Annotated in this window: 31 protein-coding genes, 1 tRNA gene and 1 pseudogene; 15 read left to right on the top strand and 18 right to left on the bottom strand. The window is 63.5% G+C overall.

The window, feature by feature from the left end; genetic code table 11:
- Positions 1-97: 97 nt before the first annotated feature.
- Positions 98-1,969 carry a TonB-dependent receptor domain-containing protein gene (locus tag AACG97_RS03120; protein WP_232555133.1) on the top strand — a complete coding sequence of 624 codons (1,872 nt, stop codon included), beginning with the start codon at positions 98-100 and terminating at the stop codon, positions 1,967-1,969.
- Here the strand turns inward: AACG97_RS03120 and AACG97_RS03115 are convergent.
- The 12 genes from AACG97_RS03115 to nrdR form a co-directional block, all read right to left on the bottom strand.
- Positions 1,941-2,759, bottom strand: a complete 819-nt coding sequence (locus AACG97_RS03115) for a cobalamin-binding protein (RefSeq protein ID WP_029886270.1) — start codon at positions 2,757-2,759, stop codon at positions 1,941-1,943. The two genes, AACG97_RS03120 and AACG97_RS03115, sit on opposite strands and share 29 nt — an antisense overlap.
- Positions 2,759-3,178, bottom strand: a complete 420-nt coding sequence (locus AACG97_RS03110; RefSeq protein ID WP_047149798.1) for a hypothetical protein — start codon at positions 3,176-3,178, stop codon at positions 2,759-2,761. The genes AACG97_RS03115 and AACG97_RS03110 overlap by 1 nt, the downstream gene beginning before the upstream one ends.
- Positions 3,175-3,792: a GTP cyclohydrolase II gene (ribA, locus tag AACG97_RS03105; RefSeq protein WP_029886268.1), complete on the bottom strand. Its 618-nt coding sequence runs from the start codon at positions 3,790-3,792 to the stop codon at positions 3,175-3,177. The genes AACG97_RS03110 and ribA overlap by 4 nt, the downstream gene beginning before the upstream one ends.
- A gap of 129 nt (positions 3,793-3,921) precedes the next feature.
- The gene (locus AACG97_RS03100; RefSeq protein WP_197886237.1) at positions 3,922-4,665 is read right to left on the bottom strand and encodes a substrate-binding periplasmic protein; all 744 of its coding nucleotides are present in this window, start codon (positions 4,663-4,665) and stop codon (positions 3,922-3,924) included.
- Between the two features lie 16 nt (positions 4,666-4,681).
- On the bottom strand, positions 4,682-5,185 hold the full coding sequence (locus tag AACG97_RS03095; RefSeq protein ID WP_009685716.1) for a phosphatidylglycerophosphatase A family protein: 504 nt from the start codon (positions 5,183-5,185) through the stop codon (positions 4,682-4,684).
- On the bottom strand, positions 5,182-6,150 hold the full coding sequence (gene thiL / locus AACG97_RS03090; protein ID WP_009685715.1) for a thiamine-phosphate kinase: 969 nt from the start codon (positions 6,148-6,150) through the stop codon (positions 5,182-5,184). Before thiL ends, AACG97_RS03095 begins: the two co-directional genes overlap by 4 nt.
- An 18-nt stretch (positions 6,151-6,168) precedes the next feature.
- Positions 6,169-6,669 carry a transcription antitermination factor NusB gene (gene nusB / locus AACG97_RS03085; protein WP_009685714.1) on the bottom strand — a complete coding sequence of 167 codons (501 nt, stop codon included), beginning with the start codon at positions 6,667-6,669 and terminating at the stop codon, positions 6,169-6,171.
- Positions 6,666-7,142 carry a 6,7-dimethyl-8-ribityllumazine synthase gene (gene ribH / locus AACG97_RS03080; RefSeq protein ID WP_003255395.1) on the bottom strand — a complete coding sequence of 159 codons (477 nt, stop codon included), beginning with the start codon at positions 7,140-7,142 and terminating at the stop codon, positions 6,666-6,668. The genes nusB and ribH overlap by 4 nt, the downstream gene beginning before the upstream one ends.
- A gap of 91 nt (positions 7,143-7,233) precedes the next feature.
- A complete protein-coding gene (ribBA, locus tag AACG97_RS03075) occupies positions 7,234-8,325 on the bottom strand; it encodes a bifunctional 3,4-dihydroxy-2-butanone-4-phosphate synthase/GTP cyclohydrolase II (RefSeq protein ID WP_009685713.1) in 1,092 nt (363 codons plus the stop codon).
- Positions 8,326-8,343: 18 nt separating this feature from the next.
- Positions 8,344-9,009: a riboflavin synthase gene (locus AACG97_RS03070; RefSeq protein WP_009685712.1), complete on the bottom strand. Its 666-nt coding sequence runs from the start codon at positions 9,007-9,009 to the stop codon at positions 8,344-8,346.
- Between the two features lie 41 nt (positions 9,010-9,050).
- Entirely contained in the window at positions 9,051-10,181 is a 1,131-nt protein-coding gene (gene ribD / locus AACG97_RS03065) for a bifunctional diaminohydroxyphosphoribosylaminopyrimidine deaminase/5-amino-6-(5-phosphoribosylamino)uracil reductase RibD (RefSeq protein WP_225786145.1), read from the bottom strand.
- 2 nt (positions 10,182-10,183) lie between these two features.
- Positions 10,184-10,648 (bottom strand): transcriptional regulator NrdR, encoded by a 465-nt coding sequence (gene nrdR, locus AACG97_RS03060; protein ID WP_009685710.1) that lies wholly within the window; start codon positions 10,646-10,648, stop codon positions 10,184-10,186.
- Between the two features lie 106 nt (positions 10,649-10,754).
- On the opposite strand from nrdR, the gene AACG97_RS03055 reads away from it, so the two are divergent.
- The 3 genes from AACG97_RS03055 to trxA are packed head-to-tail and all read left to right on the top strand — an operon-like array spanning position 10,755 to position 12,771.
- Positions 10,755-11,207: a YbaY family lipoprotein gene (locus tag AACG97_RS03055; RefSeq protein WP_009685709.1), complete on the top strand. Its 453-nt coding sequence runs from the start codon at positions 10,755-10,757 to the stop codon at positions 11,205-11,207.
- The gene (locus AACG97_RS03050; protein ID WP_054904993.1) at positions 11,208-11,867 is read left to right on the top strand and encodes a class I SAM-dependent methyltransferase; all 660 of its coding nucleotides are present in this window, start codon (positions 11,208-11,210) and stop codon (positions 11,865-11,867) included.
- A gap of 31 nt (positions 11,868-11,898) precedes the next feature.
- Positions 11,899-12,771, top strand: coding sequence for a thioredoxin (gene trxA, locus AACG97_RS03045; RefSeq protein WP_009685707.1), 873 nt, complete (start codon positions 11,899-11,901; stop codon positions 12,769-12,771).
- Positions 12,772-12,846: 75 nt separating this feature from the next.
- Here trxA and AACG97_RS03040 read toward each other — a convergent pair whose 3' ends face one another.
- Positions 12,847-13,191, bottom strand: a complete 345-nt coding sequence (locus AACG97_RS03040) for a hypothetical protein (RefSeq protein ID WP_033690952.1) — start codon at positions 13,189-13,191, stop codon at positions 12,847-12,849.
- 128 nt (positions 13,192-13,319) lie between these two features.
- On the opposite strand from AACG97_RS03040, the gene AACG97_RS03035 reads away from it, so the two are divergent.
- The 5 genes from AACG97_RS03035 (at position 13,320) to AACG97_RS03015 (ending at position 17,292) form a co-directional block, all read left to right on the top strand.
- On the top strand, positions 13,320-13,901 hold the full coding sequence (locus AACG97_RS03035) for a DUF2796 domain-containing protein (protein WP_009685705.1): 582 nt from the start codon (positions 13,320-13,322) through the stop codon (positions 13,899-13,901).
- 1 nt (position 13,902) lies between these two features.
- Entirely contained in the window at positions 13,903-14,613 is a 711-nt protein-coding gene (locus tag AACG97_RS03030; RefSeq protein ID WP_009685704.1) for an ABC transporter ATP-binding protein, read from the top strand.
- The gene (locus tag AACG97_RS03025) at positions 14,613-15,878 is read left to right on the top strand and encodes an ABC transporter permease (RefSeq protein ID WP_009685703.1); all 1,266 of its coding nucleotides are present in this window, start codon (positions 14,613-14,615) and stop codon (positions 15,876-15,878) included. The genes AACG97_RS03030 and AACG97_RS03025 overlap by 1 nt, the downstream gene beginning before the upstream one ends.
- Positions 15,879-15,986: 108 nt before the next feature.
- Positions 15,987-16,499, top strand: a complete 513-nt coding sequence (locus AACG97_RS03020; RefSeq protein WP_033690955.1) for a DUF3299 domain-containing protein — start codon at positions 15,987-15,989, stop codon at positions 16,497-16,499.
- A 109-nt stretch (positions 16,500-16,608) separates the two neighbouring features.
- The gene (locus AACG97_RS03015) at positions 16,609-17,292 is read left to right on the top strand and encodes an OmpW/AlkL family protein (RefSeq protein WP_009685701.1); all 684 of its coding nucleotides are present in this window, start codon (positions 16,609-16,611) and stop codon (positions 17,290-17,292) included.
- On the opposite strand, the pseudogene AACG97_RS03010 reads toward AACG97_RS03015, so the two are convergent.
- Positions 17,280-17,520 (bottom strand): annotated as a pseudogene (locus AACG97_RS03010) (MFS transporter); the annotation flags it as partial. The gene AACG97_RS03015 and the pseudogene AACG97_RS03010 sit on opposite strands and share 13 nt — an antisense overlap.
- 3 nt (positions 17,521-17,523) lie before the next feature.
- Between AACG97_RS03010 and AACG97_RS03005 the strand changes: the two are divergent.
- Positions 17,524-17,748, top strand: coding sequence for a winged helix-turn-helix transcriptional regulator (locus AACG97_RS03005; protein WP_009685700.1), 225 nt, complete (start codon positions 17,524-17,526; stop codon positions 17,746-17,748).
- A gap of 301 nt (positions 17,749-18,049) precedes the next feature.
- On the opposite strand, the gene AACG97_RS03000 is transcribed toward AACG97_RS03005, so the two are convergent.
- Positions 18,050-18,982 carry an NAD-dependent epimerase/dehydratase family protein gene (locus tag AACG97_RS03000; RefSeq protein ID WP_197886115.1) on the bottom strand — a complete coding sequence of 311 codons (933 nt, stop codon included), beginning with the start codon at positions 18,980-18,982 and terminating at the stop codon, positions 18,050-18,052.
- A complete protein-coding gene (locus AACG97_RS02995; protein WP_080709155.1) occupies positions 18,975-19,859 on the bottom strand; it encodes a sugar nucleotide-binding protein in 885 nt (294 codons plus the stop codon). The genes AACG97_RS03000 and AACG97_RS02995 overlap by 8 nt, the downstream gene beginning before the upstream one ends.
- Before the next feature lie 236 nt (positions 19,860-20,095).
- Here AACG97_RS02995 and AACG97_RS02990 point away from each other — a divergent pair, with 236 nt between their 5' ends.
- From AACG97_RS02990 to AACG97_RS02980, 3 genes are read left to right on the top strand one after another with little or no spacing between them, the layout of a single operon-like run.
- Positions 20,096-20,695, top strand: a complete 600-nt coding sequence (locus AACG97_RS02990) for a hypothetical protein (protein WP_197886116.1) — start codon at positions 20,096-20,098, stop codon at positions 20,693-20,695.
- 24 nt (positions 20,696-20,719) lie between these two features.
- A complete protein-coding gene (locus AACG97_RS02985; protein ID WP_177331332.1) occupies positions 20,720-21,157 on the top strand; it encodes a TauD/TfdA family dioxygenase in 438 nt (145 codons plus the stop codon).
- A gap of 22 nt (positions 21,158-21,179) precedes the next feature.
- The gene (locus AACG97_RS02980) at positions 21,180-21,956 is read left to right on the top strand and encodes a TSUP family transporter (protein ID WP_197886117.1); all 777 of its coding nucleotides are present in this window, start codon (positions 21,180-21,182) and stop codon (positions 21,954-21,956) included.
- An 82-nt stretch (positions 21,957-22,038) separates the two neighbouring features.
- On the opposite strand, the gene AACG97_RS02975 is transcribed toward AACG97_RS02980, so the two are convergent.
- A complete protein-coding gene (locus AACG97_RS02975) occupies positions 22,039-22,848 on the bottom strand; it encodes a helix-turn-helix domain-containing protein (RefSeq protein WP_029885046.1) in 810 nt (269 codons plus the stop codon).
- A gap of 178 nt (positions 22,849-23,026) precedes the next feature.
- On the opposite strand from AACG97_RS02975, the gene AACG97_RS02970 reads away from it, so the two are divergent.
- Positions 23,027-24,469 carry an alanine/glycine:cation symporter family protein gene (locus AACG97_RS02970; RefSeq protein ID WP_197886118.1) on the top strand — a complete coding sequence of 481 codons (1,443 nt, stop codon included), beginning with the start codon at positions 23,027-23,029 and terminating at the stop codon, positions 24,467-24,469.
- A gap of 71 nt (positions 24,470-24,540) precedes the next feature.
- Positions 24,541-25,527, top strand: coding sequence for an asparaginase (locus AACG97_RS02965; RefSeq protein WP_390898577.1), 987 nt, complete (start codon positions 24,541-24,543; stop codon positions 25,525-25,527).
- A gap of 35 nt (positions 25,528-25,562) precedes the next feature.
- On the opposite strand, the gene AACG97_RS02960 is transcribed toward AACG97_RS02965, so the two are convergent.
- Positions 25,563-25,658 (bottom strand) — tRNA-Sec (locus AACG97_RS02960).
- Between the last annotated feature and the right edge of the window lies 1 nt (position 25,659).

Below are 25,659 nucleotides of genomic sequence, written 5' to 3'. Positions count from 1 at the left end.
CTACAGAGACCGCGCCGCTCTACCGGTTTGCGCAATACCTGTAGGAGCGGCCTTGTGTCGCGATCGAGGGCGCAGCCCTCGCAAAAGGGTACTGCTTATGAAGAAATCTGCCTGTGCCGCGCTACTCTGCGCCCCCACATTGTTAATCGCCGCCGAACGCGATGACGCGCTGAAGCTCCCCGACGTGCTGATCAGCGCCAGCCGCCAGGTCGAGTCGCGCACCGCCACCAGCGCCGCCAACACGGTCTTCACCCGCGCCGACATCGACCGCCTGCAACCCACCAGCATCACCGACCTGCTAAGCCGCGTACCCGGCGTGCAAGTGGCCCCCACTGGCGGCCGTGGCAGCCTCCCGGGCATCTTCATACGCGGTACCAAGGCGGCGCAAAGCCTGGTGCTGGTGGATGGCGTACGCATTGCCAACGCCACTTCGGGCGACAGCGGCCTGCAGTTTCTCGACGTTGACCAGATCGAACGGGTGGAAGTGCTGCGTGGCTCGCGCTCGGCGGTGTACGGCAGCGATGCCATCGGCGGGGTGATCCAGATCTTCACCCGCCGCAACAACACGCCCGGCCTGCAGCCGCGGCTGCGCATCGCGGCAGGCAGCCACCAGACCGTCCAGCGTAGCCTGGGGCTTTCCGGCGGCAACGACGCGACCCGCTTCAACCTCGGTGCCAGCCTGGATGAAACAGCCGGCATCGACTCGACTGGCCCATCCTTCGCCAGTGACGGCGACCATGATGCCTACCGTAACCAGTCCTTCAACCTGAGCCTGAGCCACACCTTCAGCGAGCGCTTCGAGGCCGGGGTCAACCTGCTCGACAGCCGTGGCCGCAGTGAATACGACAACCCGTTCGGGGGGTTCGACCCGGTAACCTTCGAGAGCTTCGGCCAGAAGCCCTACACGGACTTCAGCGTCAGCAGCCTGGGCAGCTATTTCGCTGCGCAGCTCAACGATGCCTGGCGCTCGCGCCTGGAACTGGCCCACAGCGAGAACCGCGACGACAAGCGTGACAAGCTGAGCGCCGAGCGCTTCGTATTCAACACCTACCGCGATCAGCTGACCTGGCAGAACGACCTCGCCCTGGGCGAACAAAACACATTGCTGATCGGTGGGGACTGGTATGAAGACCGTGTCCATGCCAGTACCGACTTCACCGAAGACAGCCGCTGGAACCGGGCGGTCTTTGCCCAGCACCGCTACCAGGGCGAGCAGTTTTCCACCGAGCTGGGCGTGCGCCACGACCGCAACCAGCAGTTTGGCGGCCAGACCACCTGGAGTGGCAGCCTGACCGTGCCGCTGAACGCGGATAACGATGTGCTGCTGTCCTACAGCGAAGGCTTCCGCGCACCGACGTTCAACGACCTGTATTACCCGCAATACAGCAACCCGAACCTGGACCCCGAGCACTCGAAAAGCTATGAGCTGCAGTGGCGCAGCCAGCTGGCGACCACCACCCGCCTGGAGACCTCGCTGTACCGGACCGACCTGCGCGACGCCATCGTATTTGGCCAGGACTCGATCCCGCGCAACGTCGCCTCGGCACGCATCAACGGCCTGGAAATGGCCCTGTCCCAGCAGTGGGCGAGTTGGCACGCCCAGTTGGGCATGGCACTGATCGACCCACGTGACCGCGACACTGGCCACACCCTGGCCCGCCGCGCCCGGCGCACGTTGAGCCTGGACCTGGACCGCGACTTCGGGCGTTTCAGCGCGGGCGCCAGCTGGCAGGCCGTCAGCAGCAGCTATGACGATGAGGCCAACCGCAACCGCATCGGTGGCCACAGCTTGCTGGGCCTGCGTGGCAGTTGGGCTGCCAGCGACGAAGTGAAACTGGAAGCCAAACTGGATAACGTGCTGGGCCGCCGCTATAGCCGCGCCCTGTACAGCTACGAAGGGGCCTACCACCCGTACCGCGAAGAAGGCCGCACGGTGCTGTTCAGCGTGACGTGGACGCCGGCGCTTTAGCGGCCAGCAACGCACACAAGCGGGCGGTGGCTTCAATCATTTGCCCGCTCGGGCGCTCCAGACCTTTATCGGGTACCACCAGCAAACCGGCGTGGGCAACGGCGCGCAACTGCGGCCAGGCCAGCCAGCCGGTCAACTGCGCCTGGTCACCGGCCAGGATGACCTGGGGGTTGCGTAGCAACACCGACTCCACACTCACCTGCGGCGCCGGTTGGCTGAGGTCGGCAAACACATTGCGCGCCCCGCATACGGCCAGTGCGTCGCTCACCACCTGGCGGCCACCAAGGGTGTACAAAGGCCGATCCCACACCTGGTAGAACACCTGCAAGGGCTCGTCACGTCGGTACTGCTGGCGCAGTTGCCGCAACCGCTCGCGCAGGGCCCGGGCATACTGCTGCCCTTGCTCGGCACGGCCGACGCGCTCGCCAATCGCGGCGATCTGCTCGATGAGCTGGTCCAGGTCATGGGGTTCGGCGCTGAAGGTCGTGATACCCAGGCGTTTGAGCTGCTCGCGTTGCGCCGGCGGCACGCTGCCTGGCCACAGCAGCAACAGGTCGGGGCGCAGGCTCAGCAGGCGCTCCATGTTCAGCTGGCCTTGGCGGCCTACCGAGGGTAAATCGCGCAACGCATTTGGCCGTTCGCCCCCATCAAGCACACCCACCAGCAGGTCATCGGCCTGCAGTTCGAGCATGATTTCCGTCATCGAAGGCGCCAGGCTGACCACTCGCAAGGGTTCGCCAGCCAGCGCGGCACAGGCGAACAGTGCCAGCAGGCCAGGCAGCAGGCGCATCAGCCGAGCTGTCGTGGAATGCGGTAGAGGGACAACACCACCACGGTGGATATCGCCAACAGGATCTGCGGCACCGCTTCAAGAGCGACCCCTACAGACAGGGCCGCCACCCAGGCCGGGAAGCAGGCGTACAACATGGCCAGGCGCCGTACCCGTGCCAGCTCGATCCACGCGGCAGGCTCTTCAGCAGTACCCAGGGCTTTCGAGGTGGCGATGAGTGCACGCTTGTAGGCACCGAAACGTGGCAGGCTGAGAAACATGGTGGCCGCGCCGGCAATGAACAACGGCATGGCCAGAATCGGCACCAGCGCCTCACCGCCGCCAAAAGCCCAGCTCATGACCGGCAGCGGCAGCAGGCCCACCGCCAGGTACTGCCACCAGGCCAGCGCCAGCCGCCGCTTGACCTCGGCGCGGGTCACGCCTGGGGCACCTCGCCCTGGTGTTCGTTGCCCAGCATGTGGCCAAGCTTGCCGGCCTTGGTTGCCAGGTAGTAGCGGTTGTGCGGGTTATGCCCGGTATGCAGCGGTACTCGCTCGGCAACCACGATGCTCATGTCGGTCAGGGCTTTGACCTTGCGTGGGTTGTTGGTCATCAGCCGCAGCGCCTTCACGCCCAGGTGTTCGAGCATGGGCAGGCACATGGCGTAGTCACGCTGGTCGGCGGCAAACCCCAGGCGCTCGTTGGCTTCCACGGTGTCCGCCCCGCCGTCCTGCAACTCGTAGGCACGAATCTTGTTCAGCAGGCCAATGCCACGGCCTTCCTGGCGCAGGTACAGCAATACGCCGCGGCCCTCGCGGGCGATTGCCTGCAGTGCGGCCTCCAGCTGCGAGCCGCAGTCGCAGCGCTGGCTGAACAGGGCATCGCCGGTCAGGCATTCGGAATGCAGGCGCCCCAGCACCGGCTGACCATCCGCGATGTCACCCAGGCTGAGCACCACATGCTCCCGGCCGGTGGCTTCATCAAGAAAGCCATGCATGGTGAAGGTCGCGAAGGGCGTCGGGAGTTTAGAGGCGGCAACAAAGACGACGGGCACGTTGTGCTCCTGGAAAAAGTGGGACATATCTCGTGAGCCGATTGTATCAGCAGGTTGCACACTATGGGCTGGCTGAATACCGCGGGGTAAGATCGAAAAGTTCGATACTTAGGCCAGGCAGGCCCGGCCTCAGTGCGGTTTGCTATCCGCAGTAAACGGATACGGTTGCCGCCAGTGCTCGAAAATCGGCTTCAGCTCGCCACTGCGTACCAGCTCGGCCATGCGCTTGTCGAACAGGTCGCGCAGGGCCTTGGCCTGGTCGTTGCGGGCAAAGGCCAGGTACAGCGGCAGCTCGGCCACGTGGGTGCGGCGAAAGCGTTCGGGCTGGGATGCCTGGTTCAGTACGTAATCGACTTCAGTCTGGGAATCGATGTAGAAGTCCACACGGTCATGCTCCAGCATCGGCAGAATGCCTTCGCGGCGCTGGATTTCACGGAACTCATGCACATCGGGCAAGTAGCTGCCGTAGTCGTAGCCACGTACCCAGGCCAAGCGGTACTTGCCCACATTCTGCGACGTGGGCACAGGCTTGCTGGCCAGCCCCAGCGCATAGATATGATCCATATCGAAGTGCCAGCGCGGGTACAGGTTGTCGTCGTTCTCTTCCTTGTAGGAGCCGACCCAGGCATCCGCCTCGCCACGTTTCACCAGCCCGACCGCGCGGCTGTAGGGGGCGCTTTGGGTCACCACCTTGACCCCGGCCGGCTCGAACACCTTGCGCAGAACGTCCCAGGCAACGCCGGTACCGTCAGCATTGGTGTAGTCGATCCACTCCTCGCTGACCAGCTGGATCTGCTTTGGCGGGCCTTCGGCAGCCACCGCCCACGGGGCGACACTCAGCAGCATCGCCAGCAGCACAACCCTCATGGCCATTCACGCGCTCCCTGTTTCAGGCAACCGCCCATACCAGAACCTGCATGCCCAGCCAGGCGAACACACCGGCCAGGATATCGTCGAGCATGATGCCGACGCCCCCGTGCACATGGCGGTCGATCCAGCGGATGGGCCACGGCTTGAGGATGTCGAAGAAACGGAACATCAGGAACCCCGCCAGCAGCCACTGCCAGCCTTCCGGCACCAGCCAGAGGGTGATCCACATGCCAACGATTTCATCCCAGACAATGCCTTCATGATCGTGCACACGCAAGTCATTGGCGACCTTGCCGCACAGCCAGATGCCGAACAGCATGCTGATGCCCAGCAACAGCCAGTAGCCCCAGTCGGGCAGCATCTGCCACAGGGGGATGAACGGTATGGCCACCAGCGAGCCCCAGGTACCTGGCGCCTTGGGCAAGGTGCCGGAACCAAAGCCGAACGCGATGAAGTGCCATGGGTTGCGCCAGACCGAAGGCGGAACGAACTCCGCAGGCACCTGATTGGGGTGATCGGTCACGGTGTCTCCCTAAAGTGTTGATAGCCCCGCTGGGCGGGGGTGATGTCCTGGCCCTGTGCGTCGCGCAGGGTCACACCGCGACCTTGCAGCACACGACCAATGGTGTGTACCTCGATGAAGCCAAGCTCGGCCAGGGGCGGCAGTGCTGCAGGCGGCAAGGTGAAGGCCAGTACGTAATCATCGCCACCGGTGAGTGCTGCCTGCAGTGCCGCCTCGTGGCCGAGGAATGCCTGCAAGGCAGGAGACACTGGCACCTGGGCCAGGTTCACCTCAAGTGCCACCCCGGACGCCTTGGCGATATGCCCGCAATCGGCTAGCAGGCCATCGGAGACGTCGAGCGCCGCCGTGGCCCTGCCCCGCAGCCATGTGCCCAGGGTGAGCTGCGGCATCGGCGACCAGTAATGGGCCAGCAGCGGCTCGGCCAGCTCGGCAGGCGCCTGGCGCTCGCCCAGTACCAGCGGCAAGGCACCGGCGGCCTTGCCCAGGGTGCCGCCAACACACAGCAAGTCGCCTGGCCGCGCACCGCTGCGGCGCAACGCCTGGCCAGCCGGCACCCGGCCGAACACGGTCACGGTGATGCTCAATGGGCCACGGGTGGTGTCGCCGCCAATCAGGCTCATGCGGCAGCGGTGCGCCATGCGGCTCAGGCCGTTGGCGTAGGCTGCAAGCCAGTCCGGGCCAACGCTTGGCAGGGTCAGGGCAAGGGTGAAGCCGATCGGGGTCGCGCCCATGGCGGCCAGGTCACTGGCCGCCACGGCCAGCGACCGCTGGCCCAGCAGTTGCGGGTCGCACACGGCAGGGAAATGCACCCCGGCCACCAGCGTGTCGGTCGACACCGCCAATTGTTCACCGGGGGGAAGGTCGAGCAAGGCGCAATCGTCGCCGATCCCCAGGGCCACGCCTTCGCCGCCTTGCGCACAGGGCGCGGCAGCGAAGTAATGGTTGATCAGCTCGAATTCACCCATGGCCAGGCAGCGCCGGGATCAGCGCTTGTTCGCCTTGACTTCTGCTTCACGCAGGGACGGGGCAAGCTTGTCGAGCACACCGTTGACGAACTTGTGACCGTCGGTAGCACCGAAGACCTTGGCCAGCTCCACGCCTTCGTTGATGACCACACGGTACGGTACGTCGACGCGCTTGATCAGCTCCCAGGTGGACAGGCGCAGCACGGCCAGTTCCACAGGGTCGAGCTCGTCCAGGGCAATGGTCATGCACGGGGCCAGCGCTTTGTCGATTTCGTCCTTGACTGCCGGGACCCCATGCAGGATCTCGCGGAAGTAGGCACCGTCGACATCGGTGAAATCGTTATCCACCCGGAACTGCGCTTCGATCTCGTTCAGCGAATGCTGGGCCATGTGCCATTGATAGAGGGCCTGGGTCGCAAGCTTGCGGGCTTCGCGACGCTTGGCGCTCTTGGAAGGCTTGCCGGCATCCGCAGGTTTTGGATCGCGCGGGTTGAAACGATCGCTTTCGTCGCTAATCACTTGGCCTCCAACTGCGCCAGCAGGCTGACCATTTCCAGAGCGGACAGGGCAGCTTCAGCACCTTTGTTGCCAGCCTTGGTGCCGGAACGCTCGATGGCCTGCTCGATGGAATCGACGGTCAGTACGCCGAAGGCCACCGGAACACCGAACTCCATGGACACCTGGGCCAGGCCCTTGGTGCATTCGCCCGCCACGTATTCGAAGTGCGGGGTACCGCCACGGATCACGGCGCCCAGGGCGATGATCGCGTCGTAGGCGCCTTGCTGGGCGACCTTCTGTGCCACCAGCGGAATTTCGAATGCACCCGGGGCACGGATGATGGTGATGTCGCTTTCGCTGACACCGTGGCGAACCAGGGCGTCAACGGCACCGCTTACCAGGCTTTCGACAACGAAGCTGTTGAAGCGGCCAACCACCAAAGCATAGCGACCTTTGGGGGCGATGAAGGTACCTTCGATGGTCTTCAGGGTCATTCCGATATTCTCATATTCAAGAGCGAGGCCGCTTGCAAGCGGCCTCGACAGGGGTCTGGACTCGAGCTGGGGGCGTCATTGCCGCCTCAAGTCACTCGGAGGGCACGTATTCTACAACTTCCAGATCGAATCCGGATATCGCGTTGAACTTCATTGGCGAACTCATCAGGCGCATCTTGCGCACCCCGAGGTCGCGCAGGATCTGCGAGCCGGCACCCACGGTGCTGTAGGTGGTCGGTGCCTTGGCCGGTAGGTCGCCGGCGCTTTCGCGGATGTGCGCCAACAGCACGTCGCCGTCCAGCGGGTGGCCCAGCAGCAGGACCACGCCGCTGCCGGCTTCGGCCACGGCCGCCATGGCCGCGCGCAGGCTCCAGCGGCCCGGTTGCTTGACCAGCAGCAGGTCGCGCAGCGGGTCCATGTTGTGTACCCGCACCAGGGTCGGCTCTTCGGCGCAGATCTTGCCCAGGGTCAGGGCCATGTGCACGTCGCCTTCCACCGCATCGCGGTAGGTGACCAGGTTGAACTCACCCAGCTCGCTCTCTACCGGTTGCTCGGACACCCGTTGCACGGTGCGCTCGTGAATCATGCGGTAGTGGATCAGGTCGGCGATGGTGCCGATCTTCAGGCCATGCTCGGCAGCAAAGACTTCCAGCTCGGCGCGGCGCGACATGGTGCCGTCGTCGTTCATCACTTCGCAGATCACGCCGCTTGGCTCGAAACCGGCCATGCGCGCCAGGTCGCAGGCCGCTTCGGTGTGGCCGGCACGCGCCAGGGTGCCGCCAGGCTGGGCCATCAGCGGGAAGATGTGGCCAGGGCTGACGATGTCTTCAGCCCTGGCGTCCCGGGCAGCAGCGGCTTGCACAGTGCGCGCGCGGTCGGCGGCGGAGATGCCGGTGGTGACGCCTTCGGCGGCTTCGATCGACACGGTGAACTTGGTGCCGAAGCCCGAGCCGTTGCGCGGCGCCATCAATGGCAGCTTCAGCGTTTCGCAACGCTCACGGGTCATCGGCATGCATATCAGCCCACGGGCATGCTTGGCCATGAAGTTGATGTGTTCGGGCTGGCAGCACTCGGCGGCCATGATGATGTCGCCTTCGTTCTCGCGGTCTTCGTCATCCATGAGGATGACCATTTTACCCTGGCGGATGTCTTCGACCAGTTCTTCGATGCTGTTGAGCGCCACGCGGCACCCCCTTCTCAATCAGGATTTCAAGAAGCCGTTGGCGGCCAGGAAGCTTTCGGTAATGCCACTGCCCTTGCTCGGTTCGGCGGCCTTGTCACCCAGCAGCAAGCGCTCCAGGTAACGGGCCAGCAGATCGACCTCAAGGTTCACCCGACGCCCTGCGCGGTAGTCGGCCATGATGGTTTCGGACAGGGTGTGCGGGACAATGGTCAGCTCGAACTCGGCGCCATTGACTTCGTTGACCGTCAGGCTGGTGCCGTCGACGGTGATCGAGCCCTTGTGGGCGATGTACTTGGCCAGCTCCTTCGGTGCGCGCACGCGGAACTGGATGGCGCGGGCGTTATCGCTGCGCGAGATGATTTCACCCACCCCGTCGACATGGCCGCTGACCAGGTGCCCGCCAAGGCGGGTAGTAGGGGTCAGGGCTTTTTCCAGGTTGACCTTGCTGCCGCTCTTGAGGTCGATGAAGGCAGTGCGCTTGAGGGTTTCGACGCTGACGTCGGCCCAGAAGCCGTCACCAGGCAGTTCCACGGCGGTCAGGCACACGCCGTTGACGGCGATGCTGTCGCCCAGCTTGACGTCACCCAGGTCCAGCTTGCCGGTTTCGACGTAGACGCGAACGTCGCCGCCCTTGGGGGTCAGGCTGCGGATGCTGCCAATGGATTCGATGATGCCGGTGAACATGGGGTCTTCCTCAAAACGGTTTGCACGGGGCAAGCCCGACATTATACGCCGGGCGCCGGCAGGGGCACGGCTGTGACCCGCCAGTCATCGCCCACTGCGCGCATTTCGGTAATTTTCAGCCGCGGTGCTTCACTCATCCGCTCCATTGGCCAGTCCAGCAATGGGCGGGCATGGGAGCCGAGGAAGGTACCGGCGACGAACAACTGGTACTCGTCCACCAGGCCAAGGCGGGCAAAGGCACCGACCAGGCTGGCACCGGCTTCCAGCAGCACTTCGTTGACACCACGCGCGCCCAGGGCATGCAGCAGCGCCGCCAGGTCGACCTGGCCATTGTCACCCGGCAGGCAGAGCAGTTCGTGGCCGGCAGCGGCATAACCGGGGTCATCTGCGACAGCTGTTACCACCAGGGCCGGCCCGGCCTGGAAGAATGGCGCATCCAGCGGCAGGCGCAGGCGGCCATCGACCAACACGCGCAGTGGTGGGCGGCTGAGGGCCAGGGCGGTGGTTTCGGCATCCAGGCCCAACTCGCTGCCCCGTACGGTCATGCGCGCGTTGTCGGCCAGCACGCTGGCGGCGCTGGTCAGCACCGCGCTGGAGCGGGCGCGCAGGCGCTGCACGGCCGAGCGCGCGGCCGGGCCGGTGATCCACTGGCTTTCACCACTGGCCATGGCGGTACGGCCGTCAAGGCTCATGGCCAGCTTGGCGCGCACGTACGGCACGCCATGCTCCATGCGCCTGAGAAAGCCCGGGTTCAGGGCGCGGGCCTCGGCCTCGAGCACACCACTGGCTACTTCGATGCCGGCCTCGGCCAGGCGCCGCAGCCCCCGCCCTGCCACTTGCGGGTTAGGGTCCTGCATGGCCGCTACCACCCGGGCCACACCCGCCTTGACCAGCGCTTCGGCGCACGGGGGCGTGCGGCCATGGTGGCTGCAAGGCTCCAGGGTGACATAGGCACACGCGCCACGGGCGCGTTCCCCGGCCTGGCGCAGGGCATGCACTTCGGCATGGGGCTCACCGGCGCGCACGTGCCAGCCCTCCCCGACCACTTCGCCGTCGCGCACGATCACGCAGCCTACGCGGGGGTTCGGGTGGGTGGTGAACAGGCCTTTGCGCGCCAGCTCCAGCGCACGCGCCATGTAGTGGGCGTCAAGAATCGCGGCTTGGCTGGGCATGTTCACTCTTTGGCCGGCTCGCGGGCCAGGCGGTCGATTTCTTCACGGAACTCGTCGAGGTCCTGGAAGCGCCGGTACACCGAGGCAAAGCGGATGTAGGCCACCTCATCGAGCTTTCGCAGCTCGGCCATGACCATTTCACCCACCACCAGCGACTTGACTTCGCGCTCGCCAGTGGCACGCAGGCGGCTCTTGATGTGCGCCAGCGCCGCTTCCAGGCGCTCGACGCTGACCGGGCGTTTTTCCAGCGCCCGCTGCATGCCGGCACGCAGCTTGTCTTCGTCGAAAGGCTGGCGCGTGCCGTCTTGCTTGATCAGCCGGGGCAGCACCAGCTCGGCGGTTTCGAAGGTGGTGAAGCGCTCGCCACAGGCCACGCATTCGCGGCGGCGGCGCACCTGCTCGCCCTCGGCGACGAGGCGAGAGTCGATGACCTTGGTGTCGTTGGCACCGCAAAAGGGACAGTGCATGGTGGCAGGCAACAAAAAAAGGGAGGGCCATGGTAGCGCATTGCACTGGCAAGACAAGCCAAAGGGGTTAACATCCATGGGAAATCTGCCCGTTAAGGACTCCTCCATGCACTACCGAGCGCTCGTCGTGCTGTGCTGCGCCGCCCTGCTCGCCGCCTGCGGCAGCGATAGGCCGAAGACCGATACCTCCGTTGCGCCGGCACCGGCCCGCGTGGCCAAAACCGCCGAAGCGCCCGGCCCGCTTCCGGCCTACCAGCGCGAGTTGAGCGGTACATTGCTGGAAATCCCGGCCGGCGCCGACGTGGAACTGGCGTTGCTGGTGATCGACGAACGCGACCGCCCGCAGCGCCTGCTGGCCAGCAGCAACCTGACCGCTACCGGCCAGGCCCTGCCCTACCAACTGCGCTTCAACCCCGAAGCCTTCCCGGCCGGCGCACGCGTGGAATTGCGTGGCCGCGCCAGCCGCTCCGGCCAGCTGATCATGCACCTGCCGCCGCTGCGCATCACCCAGGCGCAGACCCAGGCCACCGGGCCGCTACGTTTCGAGAAGGCGCCCTGAGTGGCGCCGCTTGCCCTGCAGCAGGCCCTCAGCGGCTTGATAGGTGAGGCGCGGCTGGTCGTCAGCGAACTGCCCGGCTGCGCCTTGAAACTGTGGCTGATCGACGACCAGAACATGGACCGCGCCTTCAGCAGCGACGAAACCCGGCGCATTCTGGAAGACCCGCCCTACTGGAGCTTCTGCTGGGCCAGTGGCCTGGCCATGGCCCGTTACCTGGCCGAGCGCCCGGAATGGGTGGCCGGCAAGCGGGTGCTGGACTTTGGCGCCGGGTCCGGCATTGCCGGCATCGCTGCCGCCCGCGCGGGTGCTCGGGAGGTGGTGGCCTGCGACCTGGACCCACTGGCCCTGCAAGCCTGCCGCGCGAATGCCGCGCTGAACGGTGTGCAACTGGGCTACAGCGACGACTTCTTCGCCGAGGACGACCGCTTCGACCTGATCCTGGTCGCCGACGTGCTGTACGACCGTGCCAATCTGCCGCTTCTGGATACTTTTCTTGGCCGTGGTCGCCAGGCCTTGGTGGCCGACTCGCGGGTACGCGACTTCAGCCACCCGCTCTACCAGCAGCTGGGGGTGCTTGAAGCGCTGACCCTGCCCGACCTGGCCGAGCCGCACGAATTCCGCCGGGTCAGCCTGTACCACGCCAGCCGCGACACCTTATAGTGGTGGTATTCACGAGTTTGCGAGAAGCGCAATGAGCCAAGACACGCCTTACATTTTCGACGCTACCGATGCCACCTTCCAGCAGCTGGTGATCGAGAACTCCTTCCACAAACCGGTGCTGGTGGATTTCTGGGCCGAGTGGTGTGCGCCATGCAAGGCACTGATGCCCTTGCTGGCGAAGATCGCCGAGGGCTACCAGGGCGAACTGCTGCTGGCCAAGATCAACTGCGACGTGGAACAACAGGTGGTCGCCCAGTTCGGCATTCGCAGCCTGCCGACCGTTGTGCTGTTCAAGGACGGCCAGCCGGTGGACGGCTTTGCCGGTGCCCAGCCGGAATCGGCGATCCGCGCCATGCTCGAGCCGCACGTGCAAATGCCTGCCGCACCGCAGGCATCGCCGCTGGAACAGGCCAAGGCGCTGTTCGCCGAAAGCCGTTTCGCCGAAGCAGAAGCGTTGTTGCAGGCCCTGCTGGGTGAAGACAACAGCAATGCCGAAGCGCTGATCCTGTACGCCCGCTGCCTGGCCGAACGTGGCGAGCTGGGGGAAGCGCAGGTGGTACTGGACGCGGTCAAGAGCGATGAGCACAAGGCCGCACTGGCCGGCGCCAAGGCCCAGCTGACCTTCCTGCGCCAAGCGGCCAGCCTGCCGGAAGTGGCGGAGCTGAAAAGCCGCCTGGCCCAGAACCCTGAGGATGATGAAGCCGCCTACCAGCTGAGCGTCCAGCAGTTGGCGCGCCAGCAGTATGAGGCGGCGCTGGAAGGGTTGCTGAAGCTGTTCCAGCGTAACCGCAGCTATGACAATGGGCTGCCGCAGAAGGCGATGCTGCAGGTCTTTGAACTGCTGGGTGGCGATCACCCGCTGGTTGGGGTTTATCGTCGCAAGCTGTCGGCGGCGATGTTCTGACCTGAAGCTGATGGCGAGGGCTTCGCCCTCGTTCGCGGGCACGCCCGCTCCCACAAGGTGGACCTCAACACCGGTTTATCCAACCCAGTGATAAACCGGTGCATCCCCACCGTTTTCCACCTTCACCTCACTGCTGTGGCGCAAACGCACCAGTAGCCGCTTGCCCGCCGCTGTACTGCCGGCCAGCCCTTCCAGCCGGTCGAGCAATTGCGGCCCGCTCATTTGCCCCGCCAGGCGCAACACCTCGCGCGCCGCCGTCCATTGCCCGTCATCCTGCCGTGGCGCAGCCACCGGGGCCGCCGCAACGGCATGCGCCGCCGCAGGTACCTCGGTCTGCCGCCCCAACTGCGTCCACTCTTCAGGCTCAAGCTCGATGGTCAGGTCCACCGGCCATTCCCCAATCTGTCCACGAATTCTCACGATGCATTCCTTGAGCAAGGTCGATGGCCCATGCTACCGCAAGATGAAACCTGCGCCATGCGGGCTGGCAGGACGCAGAAAAGTTGTTATAACATAACCCAATCATCCAGCCCGCCCCGGAGCCTCCCATGCGTCGCCTGTTGCTCGCCCTGCCCTTCGCTTTGCTGCCACTGGCCGTGGCCCATGCCCACGAAGACCATGACCATGATCACGACCACGCCCATGGCACCCTGGGCGCGCATGAACACGGCGTGGCCAAGCTCAATGTCGTGCTCGACGGCAATACCCTGGAACTGGAGCTGGACAGCCCCGCCATGAACCTGGTTGGTTTCGAGCACGCTGCCAGCAGCGACGCCGACAAGGCCAAGGTTGCCGCGGTGCGCCAGCAGCTGGAACAACCGTTGAAGCTGTTCGGCCTGGCCTCGGCAGCCGGCTGCAAGGAAGACCAGCAAGCGCTGGAAAGCCCGTTGTTCGGTGACGCCGCCAAAGCGGAAGACGACGGTGACGAGCATGAGAAGGGCCACATGCACAGCGATATCAATGCCCACTACCAGCTGACATGCGCCACCCCGGAGAAACTCACCCAGCTGGACCTGGCCCCCCTGTACAAAGCCTTCCCGGCCACGCAAAAAATCAACGTGCAGCTAATCGGCCCCAACGGCCAGAAAGGCGTCGAAACCTCGCCCGCCAAGGCCATGGTCGCGTTCTGAGATGAATCAGGCACTGATTGACGTGCAGGACCTGGTGTTCGCCTGGCCCGGCCAGGCGCCGCTGCTGGACATCCCGGCGTTTCGCCTGCAAGCCGGTGAGGCCCTGTTTCTCAAAGGCCCCAGCGGCAGTGGCAAGACCACCCTGCTGGGCCTGCTGGGCGGGGTGAACCGAGCGGACCAAGGGCGAATCCGGCTGCTTGGCCAGGACCTGGCCGCGCTGGGCCAAGGTGCACGCGACCGGTTCCGCGTCGACCACACCGGCTATATCTTCCAGCAGTTCAACTTGCTGCCCTTCCTGTCGGTAAGGGAGAACGTCGAACTGCCATGCCGCTTTTCCCGCAGCCGGGCGGAACGGGCCATCCAGCGCCATGGCAGTGTCCACCAGGCGGCAGGCGAACTGCTCGCCCACCTGGGGCTGGGCGACCCGGCACTGCTGGCGCGCCGTGCCGACAGCCTGTCGATAGGCCAGCAACAGCGGGTTGCCGCAGCCCGCGCGCTGATCGGTCAACCCGAGTTGGTGATCGCCGACGAGCCGACCTCGGCGCTGGACGCCGACACCCGTGAGGTGTTCATCCGCCTGCTGTTCGATGAGTGCCGGGCCGCTGGTGCCAGCCTGCTGTTCGTCAGCCACGACCAGAGCCTGGCGCCGCTGTTCGATCGCCACCTGTCGCTGGCCGAACTCAACCGTGCCGCCAAGCCCGTGGAGGCCTGATGTACCTGCTCCGCCTTGCCCTGGCCAGCCTGGCCAACCGCCGTTTCACCGCTTTTCTCACGGCCTTTGCCATCGCCCTGTCGGTCTGCCTGCTATTGGCCGTGGAGCGGGTGCGGACCGAAGCCCGTGCCAGCTTCGCCAGTACCATCAGCGGTACCGACCTGATCGTGGGCGCGCGCTCGGGCTCGGTGAACCTGCTGCTGTATTCGGTATTCCGGATCGGCAACGCCACCAACAACATCCGCTGGGACAGCTTTCAGCACTACGCCCATGACCCACGGGTGAAGTGGGCGATTCCGATCTCGCTGGGCGACTCGCACCGCGGCTATCGGGTAATGGGCACCACTGCCGACTACTTCGAGCATTACCAGTACGGCCGCAAACAGCACCTGCAGCTGAGCCAGGGCCGCGAATTCGCCAGTGACCCGTTCGAGGTGGTACTGGGTGCCGAAGTGGCCGAGGCACTGCATTACAAACTGGGGGACAAGCTGGTGCTGGCGCACGGTGTGGCCGCAATCAGCCTGGTCAAGCATGACGACAAACCGTTCACCGTAGTGGGCGTGCTCAAGCGTACCGGCACACCGGTCGACCGCACCCTGCACATCAGCCTGGGCGGCATGGAGGCGATCCATATCGACTGGCACAATGGCGTGCCGGCACGTGGCGCCGGGCGCATCAGCGCCGAGCAAGCACGCAGCATGGACCTGCAACCTGCCGCCATCACGGCGTTCATGTTGGGCCTGAACAACAAGATCGCGACGTTCAGCCTGCAGCGGGAAATCAACGAGTACCGCAACGAACCGCTGCTGGCGATCCTGCCTGGCGTTGCCTTGCAGGAGCTGTGGAGCCTGATGGGCACGGCCGAACAAGCCTTGTTCGTGGTTTCGCTGTTCGTTGTGCTCACGGGCCTGATCGGCATGCTCACGGCCATTCTCACCAGCCTCAACGAACGCCGCCGGGAGATGGCGATCTTGCGTTCCGTAGGGGCCAGGCCGTGGCATATCGCCGGGCTGCTGGTGCTGGAGGCGCTGTCACTGGCGGCAGTCGGCATCGTCGCCGGGCTGGGCTTGCTGTATGCGGGTATCGCCCTGGCACAGGGGTATGTACAGGCCAACTATGGTTTGTACCTGCCGCTGGCGCTGCCGAGCGCTCATGAATGGAGCTTGCTGGCTATCATCCTGGGGGCTGCACTGCTGATGGGCAGCGTGCCAGCGTGGCGCGCCTATCGGCAGTCGTTGGCCGATGGCCTGTCCATACACCTATGAGTGCGCGTAATGATCAAACACCTCACCGCCTGCTTCGCGGGTAAACCCGCTCCTACATCGGGTCGCGTTCCCCGTGTAGGTGCCGGTTCACCCGCGAAGAAGCCGACACTGCGAACGCTGCTGATCCTGCTGCTTGCGGCAGCGATGCCGCTGTGGGCCGCCGAACCCAAGGAGCTCGACTGGCCAGCGCTGATCCCGGAAGGCGCCCCGGTCATTCCACCGCAACTCACCCCCTTGCACGACATGTCGCAATTGAGCAACGCCCTGGCCGCCGAGTCTGCGCCAGCAGCCCGGCAGCAGGCGCCGAACGCGCCGGTGGTGAAAAGCCTCGATGGCCAGCAGGTCAAACTGCCCGGGTATATCGTGCCGCTGGAAGTCAGCGAGGAGGGGCGCACCACCGAGTTTCTGCTGGTGCCTTACTACGGCGCGTGCATCCATGTGCCGCCACCGCCCTCGAACCAGATCGTGCACATTTTCAGCGAAATGGGCGTGCGCGTCGAAGACCTTTATCAACCCTACTGGATCGAGGGAAAGATGCAGGTCAAAGCCTCCAGCAGCGAACTGGCCGATGCCGGCTACCAGATGGAAGCCGAAAAAATCTACGCTTATGAGCTGAAGTGAGCGCTATTACCGGTTCATGAAGACGCTTCGTTGAGCTGGGTCAAACATTCTGTTTAGACCCATCCGTACCATTGGACTACTCGATTATTAACGTCCTCTGGGAGCTTCCATGAACAAGTCCTTGCTCGGGGCCGCATTCGCGGCACTGGCCTTCGCCGCCCCTGTTGCCCACGCCCACCAGGCGGGTGATGTCATCGTTCGCGCCGGTGCAATCACCACTGCGCCGAATGAGAGCAGCAGCGACCTGAAATTCGACGGCAACAAGGTTTCGGGCACCAAGGCGACACTGGACAGCGACACCCAGCTGGGCCTGGCCTTCGCCTACATGCTCACCGACCACGTTGGCCTGGAGCTGCTGGCGGCTACGCCGTTCAAGCACACCGTAGGCGTAAAAGGCCTGGGTGGCGGGCTGGACGGCAAGCTGGCCGACATCAAGCAACTGCCGCCGACACTGTCGCTGCAGTACTACCCGATGGAACCGAACTCCAAGTTCCAGCCGTATGCCGGCGTAGGTATCAACTACACCCTGTTCTTCGATGAAGACCTCAGCAGCGCCCGCAAGCAGCAGGGCTTCAGTAACCTGAAGCTGCAAGACTCGGTAGGTATCGCCGGCCAGTTGGGCATGGACTACATGCTCACGGACAACCTGCTGGTCAACGCCGCGGTCTGGTATGTGGACATCGACACCAAGGCCAGCGTCAACGGCCCCACCGCGCTGGGCTACAGCAAGACCAAGGTCGACGTGGATGTCGACCCATGGGTGTACATGGTCGGCCTAGGCTACAAGTTCTGACCGGAACACTGGAGGGCGGCTCCGGCCGCCCTTGCGCGTTGCAGCCACAGCCAATAAGCCAGGGCCGCCGCGCTGATGACCATGCCCGGCCAGCAACACCGTCTGGTTGGTGACATGCATTGCCTGCACGGCAAAATCCAGCATCAGCACGCCAAGGACAAAGGCCATCACGGATTGCCCGAGCATGGCCGTGGGCAGCCATGAAAGCGTCAGCAGCAACAGCGCCAGGAGGTGCTGGGTGATTGCTGGGCGCTGATGATCCTTCGCGATGCTTTTGATGGCCTGCGTCGCTTCAGTGAGTTTCAGAAGAATCTGGGGCTGGCGAAGACCATCCTCGCCTCACGGCTCAAGTGGCTGGTGGAAAGCGGTTTGCTGGAACCGTTACAGGTGAGAAGCCTGGATGGGCGGATGTTGAACCCCGAGGACTGCGTGCGCAAGGTGGTGCGCCATGGCTGATCCCGGGGCTGCTGCGCAGCCCTGTCGCGACACAAGGCCGCTTGTGTCTTGAGAGAGGGATCTGGTGTTGCCTCAGCCGAAGAGGGTGTAGATCAACAGCCAAAATGCAGGACTCGAAGATCTCACGGTTCCTGTGGGAGCGGGCGTGCCCGCGAACACCGGCGCAGCCGGTGCCAGACACCGCGTCGCCTGCTTCGCGGGCACGCCCGCTCCCACAATGGATCGCGCAGGCTTTTCAAATTTTGAGAAAGACAGTTGCTCCTACAGGCCGTGCAGGCAGGGCATCGCTTGGCCCGTGACTTCAGCTTTTACCCAGTAGCCGGGCCAGCCCCTCGACCATCGGCGTAGCCTGCGGGAATGCAAACCGCGCCAGCAAGCGCTGGTTATCGGCCCGCGAATGGCGAATATCACCGGCACGCGCCGCCGCGTAGGTCACCGCTGGCAAGCTGCCCACGACTTTCTGCAGCGCCGCGAGCATCTGGTTGATCGACGTTGCCTGGTTGAGGCCGATGTTCACCGCCCCCTCCTCGACCTGCGGCTGCTCCAGCGCCTGCACCATCACTTGCACCAGGTCGCCTACATACAGGAAATCGCGGGTCTGCTCGCCATCCCCGTACACGGTGATCGGCAGGCCCTGCACAGCACGCTCGCAGAAGATGCTGATAACCCCGGAATAGGGCGAGGACGGGTCCTGGCGAGGCCCGAAGATATTGAAGAAGCGGAACACCACCGGCTCCAGCCCGTGCTGACGGCGGTAGAAGTCCAGGTATTGCTCACTGGCCAGCTTGTCCACGGCATAGGGCGTCAGCGGTGCCTTGGGCGTCTCCTCGGCGATCGACTCGCCCTCGCCATTGTTGCCATACACGGCGGCACTGGAGGCGAACACCACCCGGCGCAGACCGTGCACGCGCATGGCTTCACAAACATTGAGGGTGCCGATGAAATTGCTCTGGTGGGTACGCACCGGATCTTCGACCGAGGCCTGCACCGAAGCCACTGCGGCCAGGTGCACCACGGCACTGCAACCTGCCGCAGCCCGCATGACCAGAGCAGCATCGGCGACATCGCCTTCGATCAGTTCCAGCCGTGGGTGGTCGACCTGCAGGTTGCCCCGCCGGCCAGTGGACAAGTCATCGAGAATGCGTACGGCGTAGCCTTTGTCCAACAACGCATCGCACAGGTGGGAACCAATGAAGCCGGCACCGCCGGTGATCAGGATGGGGGCATCAGCCATGGCGGTAGAAACGGTCCAGTAGGGGCGGCAAGCCGGCGCGCCAGGCACGCGGCTTGATGCCAAAGGTATGAAGGATTTTCTTGCAGGCCAATACGGCATGCTGCGGCTCTTCGCTGGCATCCGGCCGCGCGGCATGCGCTTGCGCCGTGGGTGCCTGCACTGCCAGCTGGCGATATTGGCCGGCCTCGGCCAGGATCGCCTGGCCCAACACCAGCGGCGTGGTCGCCTCGTTGCCGGCGTAATGGTAGGTGCCCCATAGCGGCGCGTTGCAATCGAGTTGCTTGAGCACAGACAGGATCACCCGGGCCGCATCGTCCACAGGTGTGGGGTTGCCGCGCCGGTCATCGGCCAGCAGCAACTCGGCCGGTTGCTCGGCACGGGTGAGGAAACGACCGAGCGAGCCATCGATGCTTTCGTCCAGCAACCAGCCAAAGCGCAGCAGTACATGTTGCGGGCACGCCGCACGCACGCTCTGCTCGATCCGCCACAAGGCCTGGCCCCGCAGCCCCAGGGGTACGGGCTCGTCCTTCTCGCTGTAGGCAGTGGCCCGCGAGCCATCGAATACCCGGTAGCTGGAAGGCTGCACCAGGGTGATCTGGTGGTGCTGGCACAGCTCTGCCAGCCGCTCGACTGCCCGCTCCTGCTGCGCCAGGCGCGGCTCGCTGACCGACTCGGCCTGGAACCAGTCGAAGTAATAGGCCAGGTTCACCAGGGCATCGGGGCGATGGTCGTCAAGCAACTGGGTCAGGCTCGCCGGCGTCCAGCCGCTCTCGGGCGGGCGCGGCGCCAGGAATGCGATGTCCTCCTCGGCCCCAAGACGAATCAGCGCTTGCCCGAGGGCATTGCCACCACCCAACAGCATTAGGCGCATACGCATAGAGTCAGCAGATCCGGAGAGGTTGATTAAGGAAAGTGGGTCATTTTGCGGTTTCCGGGCGGGGAAGTCCAACCCTGGGGCGGAGGTGGATACGTAGGGCTATTCCTACCACCGCCGAGGACATTCCTCACATGACCAAGGGAGCAGGTCCTGCATCACTGCGTAAGATTCTCTGGCTAAATTAACGGCGAACTCACAAAAAGTTCCACCTCCCCCTACATACAAGGAAAAAAACAATGATAGGGAACGTGCCTCAACGATCGACTGAGGTCATCCAGTTCGAGCTCAATGACCAGCAAGCCAATTTTCTGGACTGCGCAGCCCGCCAAGTCGGTGCGATGGGTGGTCCAGATGTAGCAGGCAGCGCAAAAACTTCCATCTTCCATGCACAGGCACTGATGCGATTAATGGGTCGCCCGCAACGAGATCTGCTCGAACTTTTCAGCAACGGAAAAGTAGCCGCCATTGAATTCACAGGAATGCGAGAGCCCGAGCAAGACCCTGCGCCAAAATTTCTTCCGCCAGTAGATATAATCTGCAATGAACCAACAACTCTTTATTTGAGCTCTCGAAGTCAGATTCTTTTGAGCCTTGTCAACTATAGATCATTCGCTTTCGACATAGACAATGAAAGCAAGCAGATAAGAATCGTAGGGAACTTCAAGGGTGGCGGTGCAGTGGGCCTACCCAGTGAGACCGGAAGTGTCACAGCGGAGCTTAGTTCTCATTCTGGGCTTGAGCTTGGGCCGCACACGGAGCCCCCTTACAACTGTTCGATCAATGCCGAAAACGGGCACTCTCCAGCACCCAGCGCCTTGATTCTGACGGCCCGATAGAACCCATCCCAAGAGCCGACAAAATTGATACCGGTACGCAATGTAATTGCAAAACTGAACGGCCTTGAAGCACTGGCGCTTTCATCGAAATCATTCTGTTTCAGTCGCAGTGAATGTTTCGTCAAGGACGACAGCGAGGACATGCTAGAACATTCCATCATCCAGTTCGACCCTCGAGGTGACTTCACCTTGCGCTACAACAGTTATCGGTACTCTGTGCACGAAAAAGCTAGCCAATTGGCGCGCCAAGCCTACTGGTCATTGAAAGATCTATTGAATCAGGCAGATTGTTACGAATTCGTTCTGCAGCCCACCTCTGCGCTGTTAATCAACAACAGCCAGGCCCTGCATGCCCGCGACACAATCAAAGATAACAGGCGACTACTGATCAGGCTGTTTGGGTATTCGCCAGATGCGCGGCCATTAATCCTGCAGCAAGACCCGTTGATAGTACGTGGCTAGTGAAAATGGAGCACAATTGAAAATGGATTCGATCTATATAGCGCTAGCAGCCGTCGCGCTGTTTGCCGGTTTCTTCGATGCAATAGCAGGCGGCGGCGGACTCCTCACTCTTCCCGCTCTATTCATCGCAGGCATCGACCCATTGGCAGCAATGGCCACTAACAAATTTCAAGCTTCCTCAGCCAGTGCGTCAGCCGTCTGGGCGTTTGCTCGAAAACGAATGATCGATTGGCGAGCAGACTGGCCTATGGCCTGCCTATCCTTTACTGGAGGCGTCACTGGCGCCATGTCAATCAGCATGCTCGACAGGTATGTCCTGGAATCTGTCGTTCCCATCATGCTGATCGCGGTCGCCGCCTACTTTGCGTTCACTCCCACGCTGAGTAGTCAGGAGCGCAAGCAACGGCTGTCGAGCGTTGCATTCACACTGGCGGTAGTGCCAGCCATTGGCTTCTATGACGGTATTTTCGGGCCAGGTACCGGTTCATTTTTCATGGTCGCATGCACCCTGCTGCTGGGACAGCCGCTCATGCAAGCAATTTGCAGAAGCAAACTCCTGAATGCTTGCTGCAACCTGGGAGCCCTGACCGTGTTTGCATGCAGTGGGGCGATCGTCTGGCCTTTGGCATTGATAATGGCTGTGTCCGCCATCATTGGTGCGCAGCTGGGCGCGCGGTGTGCGCTCCACTTCGGGCCGCGGCTGGTGAAACCGCTGCTGATCGCCGTGTGCTGCCTGATGGCAACCAAGTTGATGCTCAGTACTGGTCATCCGGTGGCGCAATGGTTGCACCGCCTATGAGTGCTCAGCGGGCCTGAATTCAATTTCAGTCATCGGTCAAACCAATAGAGCGGCAGTGGCACGCCGAGTACAGCCATCCTGTCTATTCAATCTCAAACAAACTGTTGCGCAACGGCCCCACGCTCAGCCGTTCCCTGACGTCATCATCTATACGCGGATCATCCGGGCGGTACAGTTTGACCTGTCGGTAGGCATTGATGCGATTGATCTCCTCACCCAGGTACTCCCACACCACCCGTGTGCAGGCCGGGTTGCGCCGGTCGCCGCTGGAAACCCCGGCCTTCAGGCCGTTCAGGCGTGTGATCCGGCTTTTGAAGCTGGGAATCAGGATGGTCTGGCTCATTTCGTTGAAAGTCAGCGACTCGTAGTCGATGAGGAACACTCGGTCCTGCAACTGAAACGCCGCGCCCAGATAGCGACAACGGACTTCGGCATGCAGGTCCGTGGCGCTGGAGCGCTCCTGCCGCTCCTGGCGCTCGAACAGGAAACGCCCGCGCTCTTCCCACAGGTGCACCAGCGACACCAGGATCGTGCCGGGCACCGACATGCAGTTCGAATACTCGAAGTAATAACCGCAATAACGCGACAGGTTGCCGGCGTGCTCATGCAGCGGGCGGAACAGTTCACTGATCGGGTCGCTGGGTTGTTCGGCCAGGGTCGAGACGCGAGCACCGATCAGGCGGGCGAACTGCTCGGCAGGCAGGTTCAGCTCGTAATCCTCGACGCCAAAGAAATCACCGATGCGTTTCAGGTTGAAAGCCGTCGGACGGCTCTGCCCGCTGAGGTACTTGTTGAACTGCGCTCGGTTGATCGAGAGCTGGCGGCAAACTTCGGAAATAGAGCGGTAGTGGCTGCAAGCCAGTTTGAGGTTGGTAGCGAAATGCTCACTCATGTGCGGAATCCAGGTGACGCGAATGACGCCATTGTAGCATCAAGTCGCATCAAGTCAGAGCAACCCGCGAAATTGTAACGACTCTTGTCATGGCCAACCATGCGCCCCAACGAATAGCGGTGCGCCTGCCGTCCGCTGATCAATCCACACGAAGAATAAGAATCGAGGTCATTTTCCAATGCTCGAAGCACTCAACGATTTCCTCTCGGGGAAACTCCTCATCGTGCTGATCGTCGGTCTCGGCGGTTACTTCACCATCCGTTCGCGGTTCGTACAGTTCCGCCATTTCGGCCACATGTTCGCCGTGTTCAAGGAATCGCTGCGTGGCCAGGCAGGCCAGTTGAGCTCCTTCCAGGCCCTGATGCTGAGCCTGGCTGGCCGCGTGGGCGCCGGTAACATCGCCGGGGTCGGCATTGCCGTGACCCTGGGCGGCCCTGGCGCGGTGTTCTGGATGTGGGTCACTGCCCTGGTCGGCATGGCCAGCAGTTTCTTCGAATGTACCCTGGCCCAGGTGTACAAGCGCGCCGATGGCGACGGCCTGTACCGTGGCGGCCCGGCCTACTACATCCAGCATGGCCTGAAGCTGAAAAGCATGGCCATCGTGTTCTCGATCCTGCTGCTGGTGACCTACGGCTTCGCCTTCATCGGCCTGCAGTCGTACACCGTTACCCATTCGCTGCAAAATGCCTTCGACTTCAAGCCAAGCCACACCGGGCTGGTGCTGGCCGTGCTGCTGGCCATCACCTTCATCGGTGGCATCAAGCGCATCGCGGCGGTCTCGGACCTGCTGGTGCCGGTCAAGACCCTGGCCTACATCGGCGTGACCCTGTACGTGATCGGCACCCAGATCGACCACGTACCCACCATGCTGGAAACCATCTTCAAGAGCGCTTTCGGCCTTGACCCTGCGTTTGGCGGCCTGCTCGGCAGCGCCATCGTCATGGGCGTGAAGCGGGGCGTGTTCGCCAACGAAGCAGGCTTGGGCAGTGCACCGAACGTTGCGGCCGTGGCGGCAGTGAAACACCCGGGCGCGCAGGGCGTGGTCCAGGCCTTCAGCGTGTTCCTCGACACCTTCGTGATCTGCACCTGCACCGCACTGCTGATCCTGCTGTCGGGCTTCTACACCCCAAGCTTCGAGGGCGACGGCATTGTCCTGACCCAGAACTCGCTGGCCGCGGTGGTGGGTGACTGGGGCCGCGTGTTCGTCAGCGTTGCACTGTCGCTGTTCGTGTTCACCTGCATTCTCTACAACTACTACCTGGGCGAGAACAGCCTGCAGTTCCTCAGCCGCAACCGCGTGGTACTGATGGTGTTCCGTGGCCTGGTACTGGCGCTGGTGGTGTGGGGTTCGATGCAAGACCTGTCGACCGTGTTCGCCTTCGCCGACATCACCATGACCTGCCTGGCCTTCGTCAACCTGATCGCCCTGGCCCTGTTGTTCAAGATTGGCCTGCGGGTGATGCGCGACTACGACGAGCAGCGCAAGGCCGGTATCAAGCAGCCAGTGTTCGATTCGACCAAGTTCGCCGACCTGGACCTGGACCGCAACGCCTGGCCAGCCAACCCTCAGCTGGAAACAGCCGCTGACAAAGCAGCCGTCCAGGCCCAGCCACAGCGCTGATACCCTGCCCTGCCAAAGCCGCCCCGTCCGAGGGCGGCTTTTTTCTCCGCTCACCGCCACGGATGCTTTCCATGCGTGCAGTCAAGAATCTTCTCGTTCTCTATACCGGTGGCACCATCGGCATGCTCGAAACCCCGGAGGGCCTGGCACCGGCCGGCGGTTTCGACGGGCGGATGCGTGAACACTTCGCGCAACTGTCCGATGCCCCCCAGCTGCAGTGGACCCTGCAAGAGCTGAACCCGCTGCTGGACAGCGCCAACATGCAACAGCACAACTGGCTGGCCATGCGTGACGCCATCGTCACGGCGGTGGATGCTGGCCATGATGGGGTGCTGGTGCTGCACGGCACCGATAGCCTGGCCTATAGCGCGGCTGCCTTGTCGTTCCTGCTGCTGGGCTTGCCCGTGCCGGTACTGCTGACCGGTTCGATGCTGCCGGCCGGCGCTGCCGACAGCGACGCCTGGCCCAACCTGTGTGGCGCGCTGCGCCTGTTCGAACAAGGGCTGGAAGACGGCGTGCAGTTGTACTTCCATGGGCAGCTGGTGCACGGTTGCCGGGCTACCAAGTTGCGCAGTGAAGCGTTCGATGCGTTCGTTGCCCTGCCGCGGCATCGCGACAGCCAGCGTGCGGCAGCCATCCCGGCCGAGCTGGATTACCGCCAGCCGCGCCAGCCGGTCAACCTGGCGGTCGTGCCTGTGTTCCCCGGGCTGCAGGCCAGCCATCTGCAGGCCTTGTTGGGCAGCGGCGTGCAGGGCTTGCTGCTGGAGTGCTATGGCAGTGGTACCGGGCCGTCGGATGACCTGGCGTTGCTCGAGGTACTGCGCGCAGCGCGCCAGCGCGGTGTGCTGCTGGCGGCAATCAGCCAATGCCCTGAAGGCTCGGTGGTATTCGATACCTATGCGGCAGGCAACCGACTGCGTAGCGCGGGCCTGGTCAGTGGCGGCGGCATGACCCGCGAGGCGGCGCTGGGCAAGATGGTTGCGCTGCTGGGTGCAGGGTTGGATGTGGAGTCAGCAGAACGCTGGTTTGCCCTGGACCTGTGTGGGGAGCGGGCGTAGGCACTACCCGCACTCGCCCGGGCAAGAAAAGAAGATGGCGGAAGGCAGCGGGAGTCGAACCTGCCCGGGAACGGCTGCCGTCCCCAACCGGGTTTGAAGCCCGGCCGCGCCACCGGGCGCGATTGCCTTCCT

It is taken from the genome of Pseudomonas sp. Nvir, from assembly GCF_963778085.1.
Lineage (GTDB): Bacteria > Pseudomonadota > Gammaproteobacteria > Pseudomonadales > Pseudomonadaceae > Aquipseudomonas > Aquipseudomonas juntendi.
Note: the sequence above shows the minus strand (reverse complement) of the source record. Positions and strands in the feature narration are given on the sequence as shown.

What these genes read in the sequence shown, in the direction of transcription:
- AACG97_RS03120 (WP_232555133.1), top strand. Translation starts at nt 98, where the DNA reads ATGAAGAAATCTGCCTGTGCCGCGCTACTCTGCGCCCCCACATTGTTA.
- AACG97_RS03115 (WP_029886270.1), bottom strand. Translation starts at nt 2,759, where the DNA reads ATGCGCCTGCTGCCTGGCCTGCTGGCACTGTTCGCCTGTGCCGCGCTG.
- AACG97_RS03100 (WP_197886237.1), bottom strand. Translation starts at nt 4,665, where the DNA reads ATGGCCATGAGGGTTGTGCTGCTGGCGATGCTGCTGAGTGTCGCCCCG.
- thiL (WP_009685715.1), bottom strand. Translation starts at nt 6,150, where the DNA reads ATGGGTGAATTCGAGCTGATCAACCATTACTTCGCTGCCGCGCCCTGT.
- ribH (WP_003255395.1), bottom strand. Translation starts at nt 7,142, where the DNA reads ATGACCCTGAAGACCATCGAAGGTACCTTCATCGCCCCCAAAGGTCGC.
- AACG97_RS03070 (WP_009685712.1), bottom strand. Translation starts at nt 9,009, where the DNA reads ATGTTCACCGGCATCATCGAATCCATTGGCAGCATCCGCAGCCTGACC.
- ribD (WP_225786145.1), bottom strand. Translation starts at nt 10,181, where the DNA reads ATGCCCAGCCAAGCCGCGATTCTTGACGCCCACTACATGGCGCGTGCG.
- nrdR (WP_009685710.1), bottom strand. Translation starts at nt 10,648, where the DNA reads ATGCACTGTCCCTTTTGCGGTGCCAACGACACCAAGGTCATCGACTCT.
- AACG97_RS03055 (WP_009685709.1), top strand. Translation starts at nt 10,755, where the DNA reads ATGCACTACCGAGCGCTCGTCGTGCTGTGCTGCGCCGCCCTGCTCGCC.
- trxA (WP_009685707.1), top strand. Translation starts at nt 11,899, where the DNA reads ATGAGCCAAGACACGCCTTACATTTTCGACGCTACCGATGCCACCTTC.
- AACG97_RS03035 (WP_009685705.1), top strand. Translation starts at nt 13,320, where the DNA reads ATGCGTCGCCTGTTGCTCGCCCTGCCCTTCGCTTTGCTGCCACTGGCC.
- AACG97_RS03030 (WP_009685704.1), top strand. Translation starts at nt 13,903, where the DNA reads ATGAATCAGGCACTGATTGACGTGCAGGACCTGGTGTTCGCCTGGCCC.
- AACG97_RS03025 (WP_009685703.1), top strand. Translation starts at nt 14,613, where the DNA reads ATGTACCTGCTCCGCCTTGCCCTGGCCAGCCTGGCCAACCGCCGTTTC.
- AACG97_RS03015 (WP_009685701.1), top strand. Translation starts at nt 16,609, where the DNA reads ATGAACAAGTCCTTGCTCGGGGCCGCATTCGCGGCACTGGCCTTCGCC.
- AACG97_RS03000 (WP_197886115.1), bottom strand. Translation starts at nt 18,982, where the DNA reads ATGGCTGATGCCCCCATCCTGATCACCGGCGGTGCCGGCTTCATTGGT.
- AACG97_RS02995 (WP_080709155.1), bottom strand. Translation starts at nt 19,859, where the DNA reads ATGCGTATGCGCCTAATGCTGTTGGGTGGTGGCAATGCCCTCGGGCAA.
- AACG97_RS02990 (WP_197886116.1), top strand. Translation starts at nt 20,096, where the DNA reads ATGATAGGGAACGTGCCTCAACGATCGACTGAGGTCATCCAGTTCGAG.
- AACG97_RS02980 (WP_197886117.1), top strand. Translation starts at nt 21,180, where the DNA reads ATGGATTCGATCTATATAGCGCTAGCAGCCGTCGCGCTGTTTGCCGGT.
- AACG97_RS02975 (WP_029885046.1), bottom strand. Translation starts at nt 22,848, where the DNA reads ATGAGTGAGCATTTCGCTACCAACCTCAAACTGGCTTGCAGCCACTAC.
- AACG97_RS02970 (WP_197886118.1), top strand. Translation starts at nt 23,027, where the DNA reads ATGCTCGAAGCACTCAACGATTTCCTCTCGGGGAAACTCCTCATCGTG.
- AACG97_RS02965 (WP_390898577.1), top strand. Translation starts at nt 24,541, where the DNA reads ATGCGTGCAGTCAAGAATCTTCTCGTTCTCTATACCGGTGGCACCATC.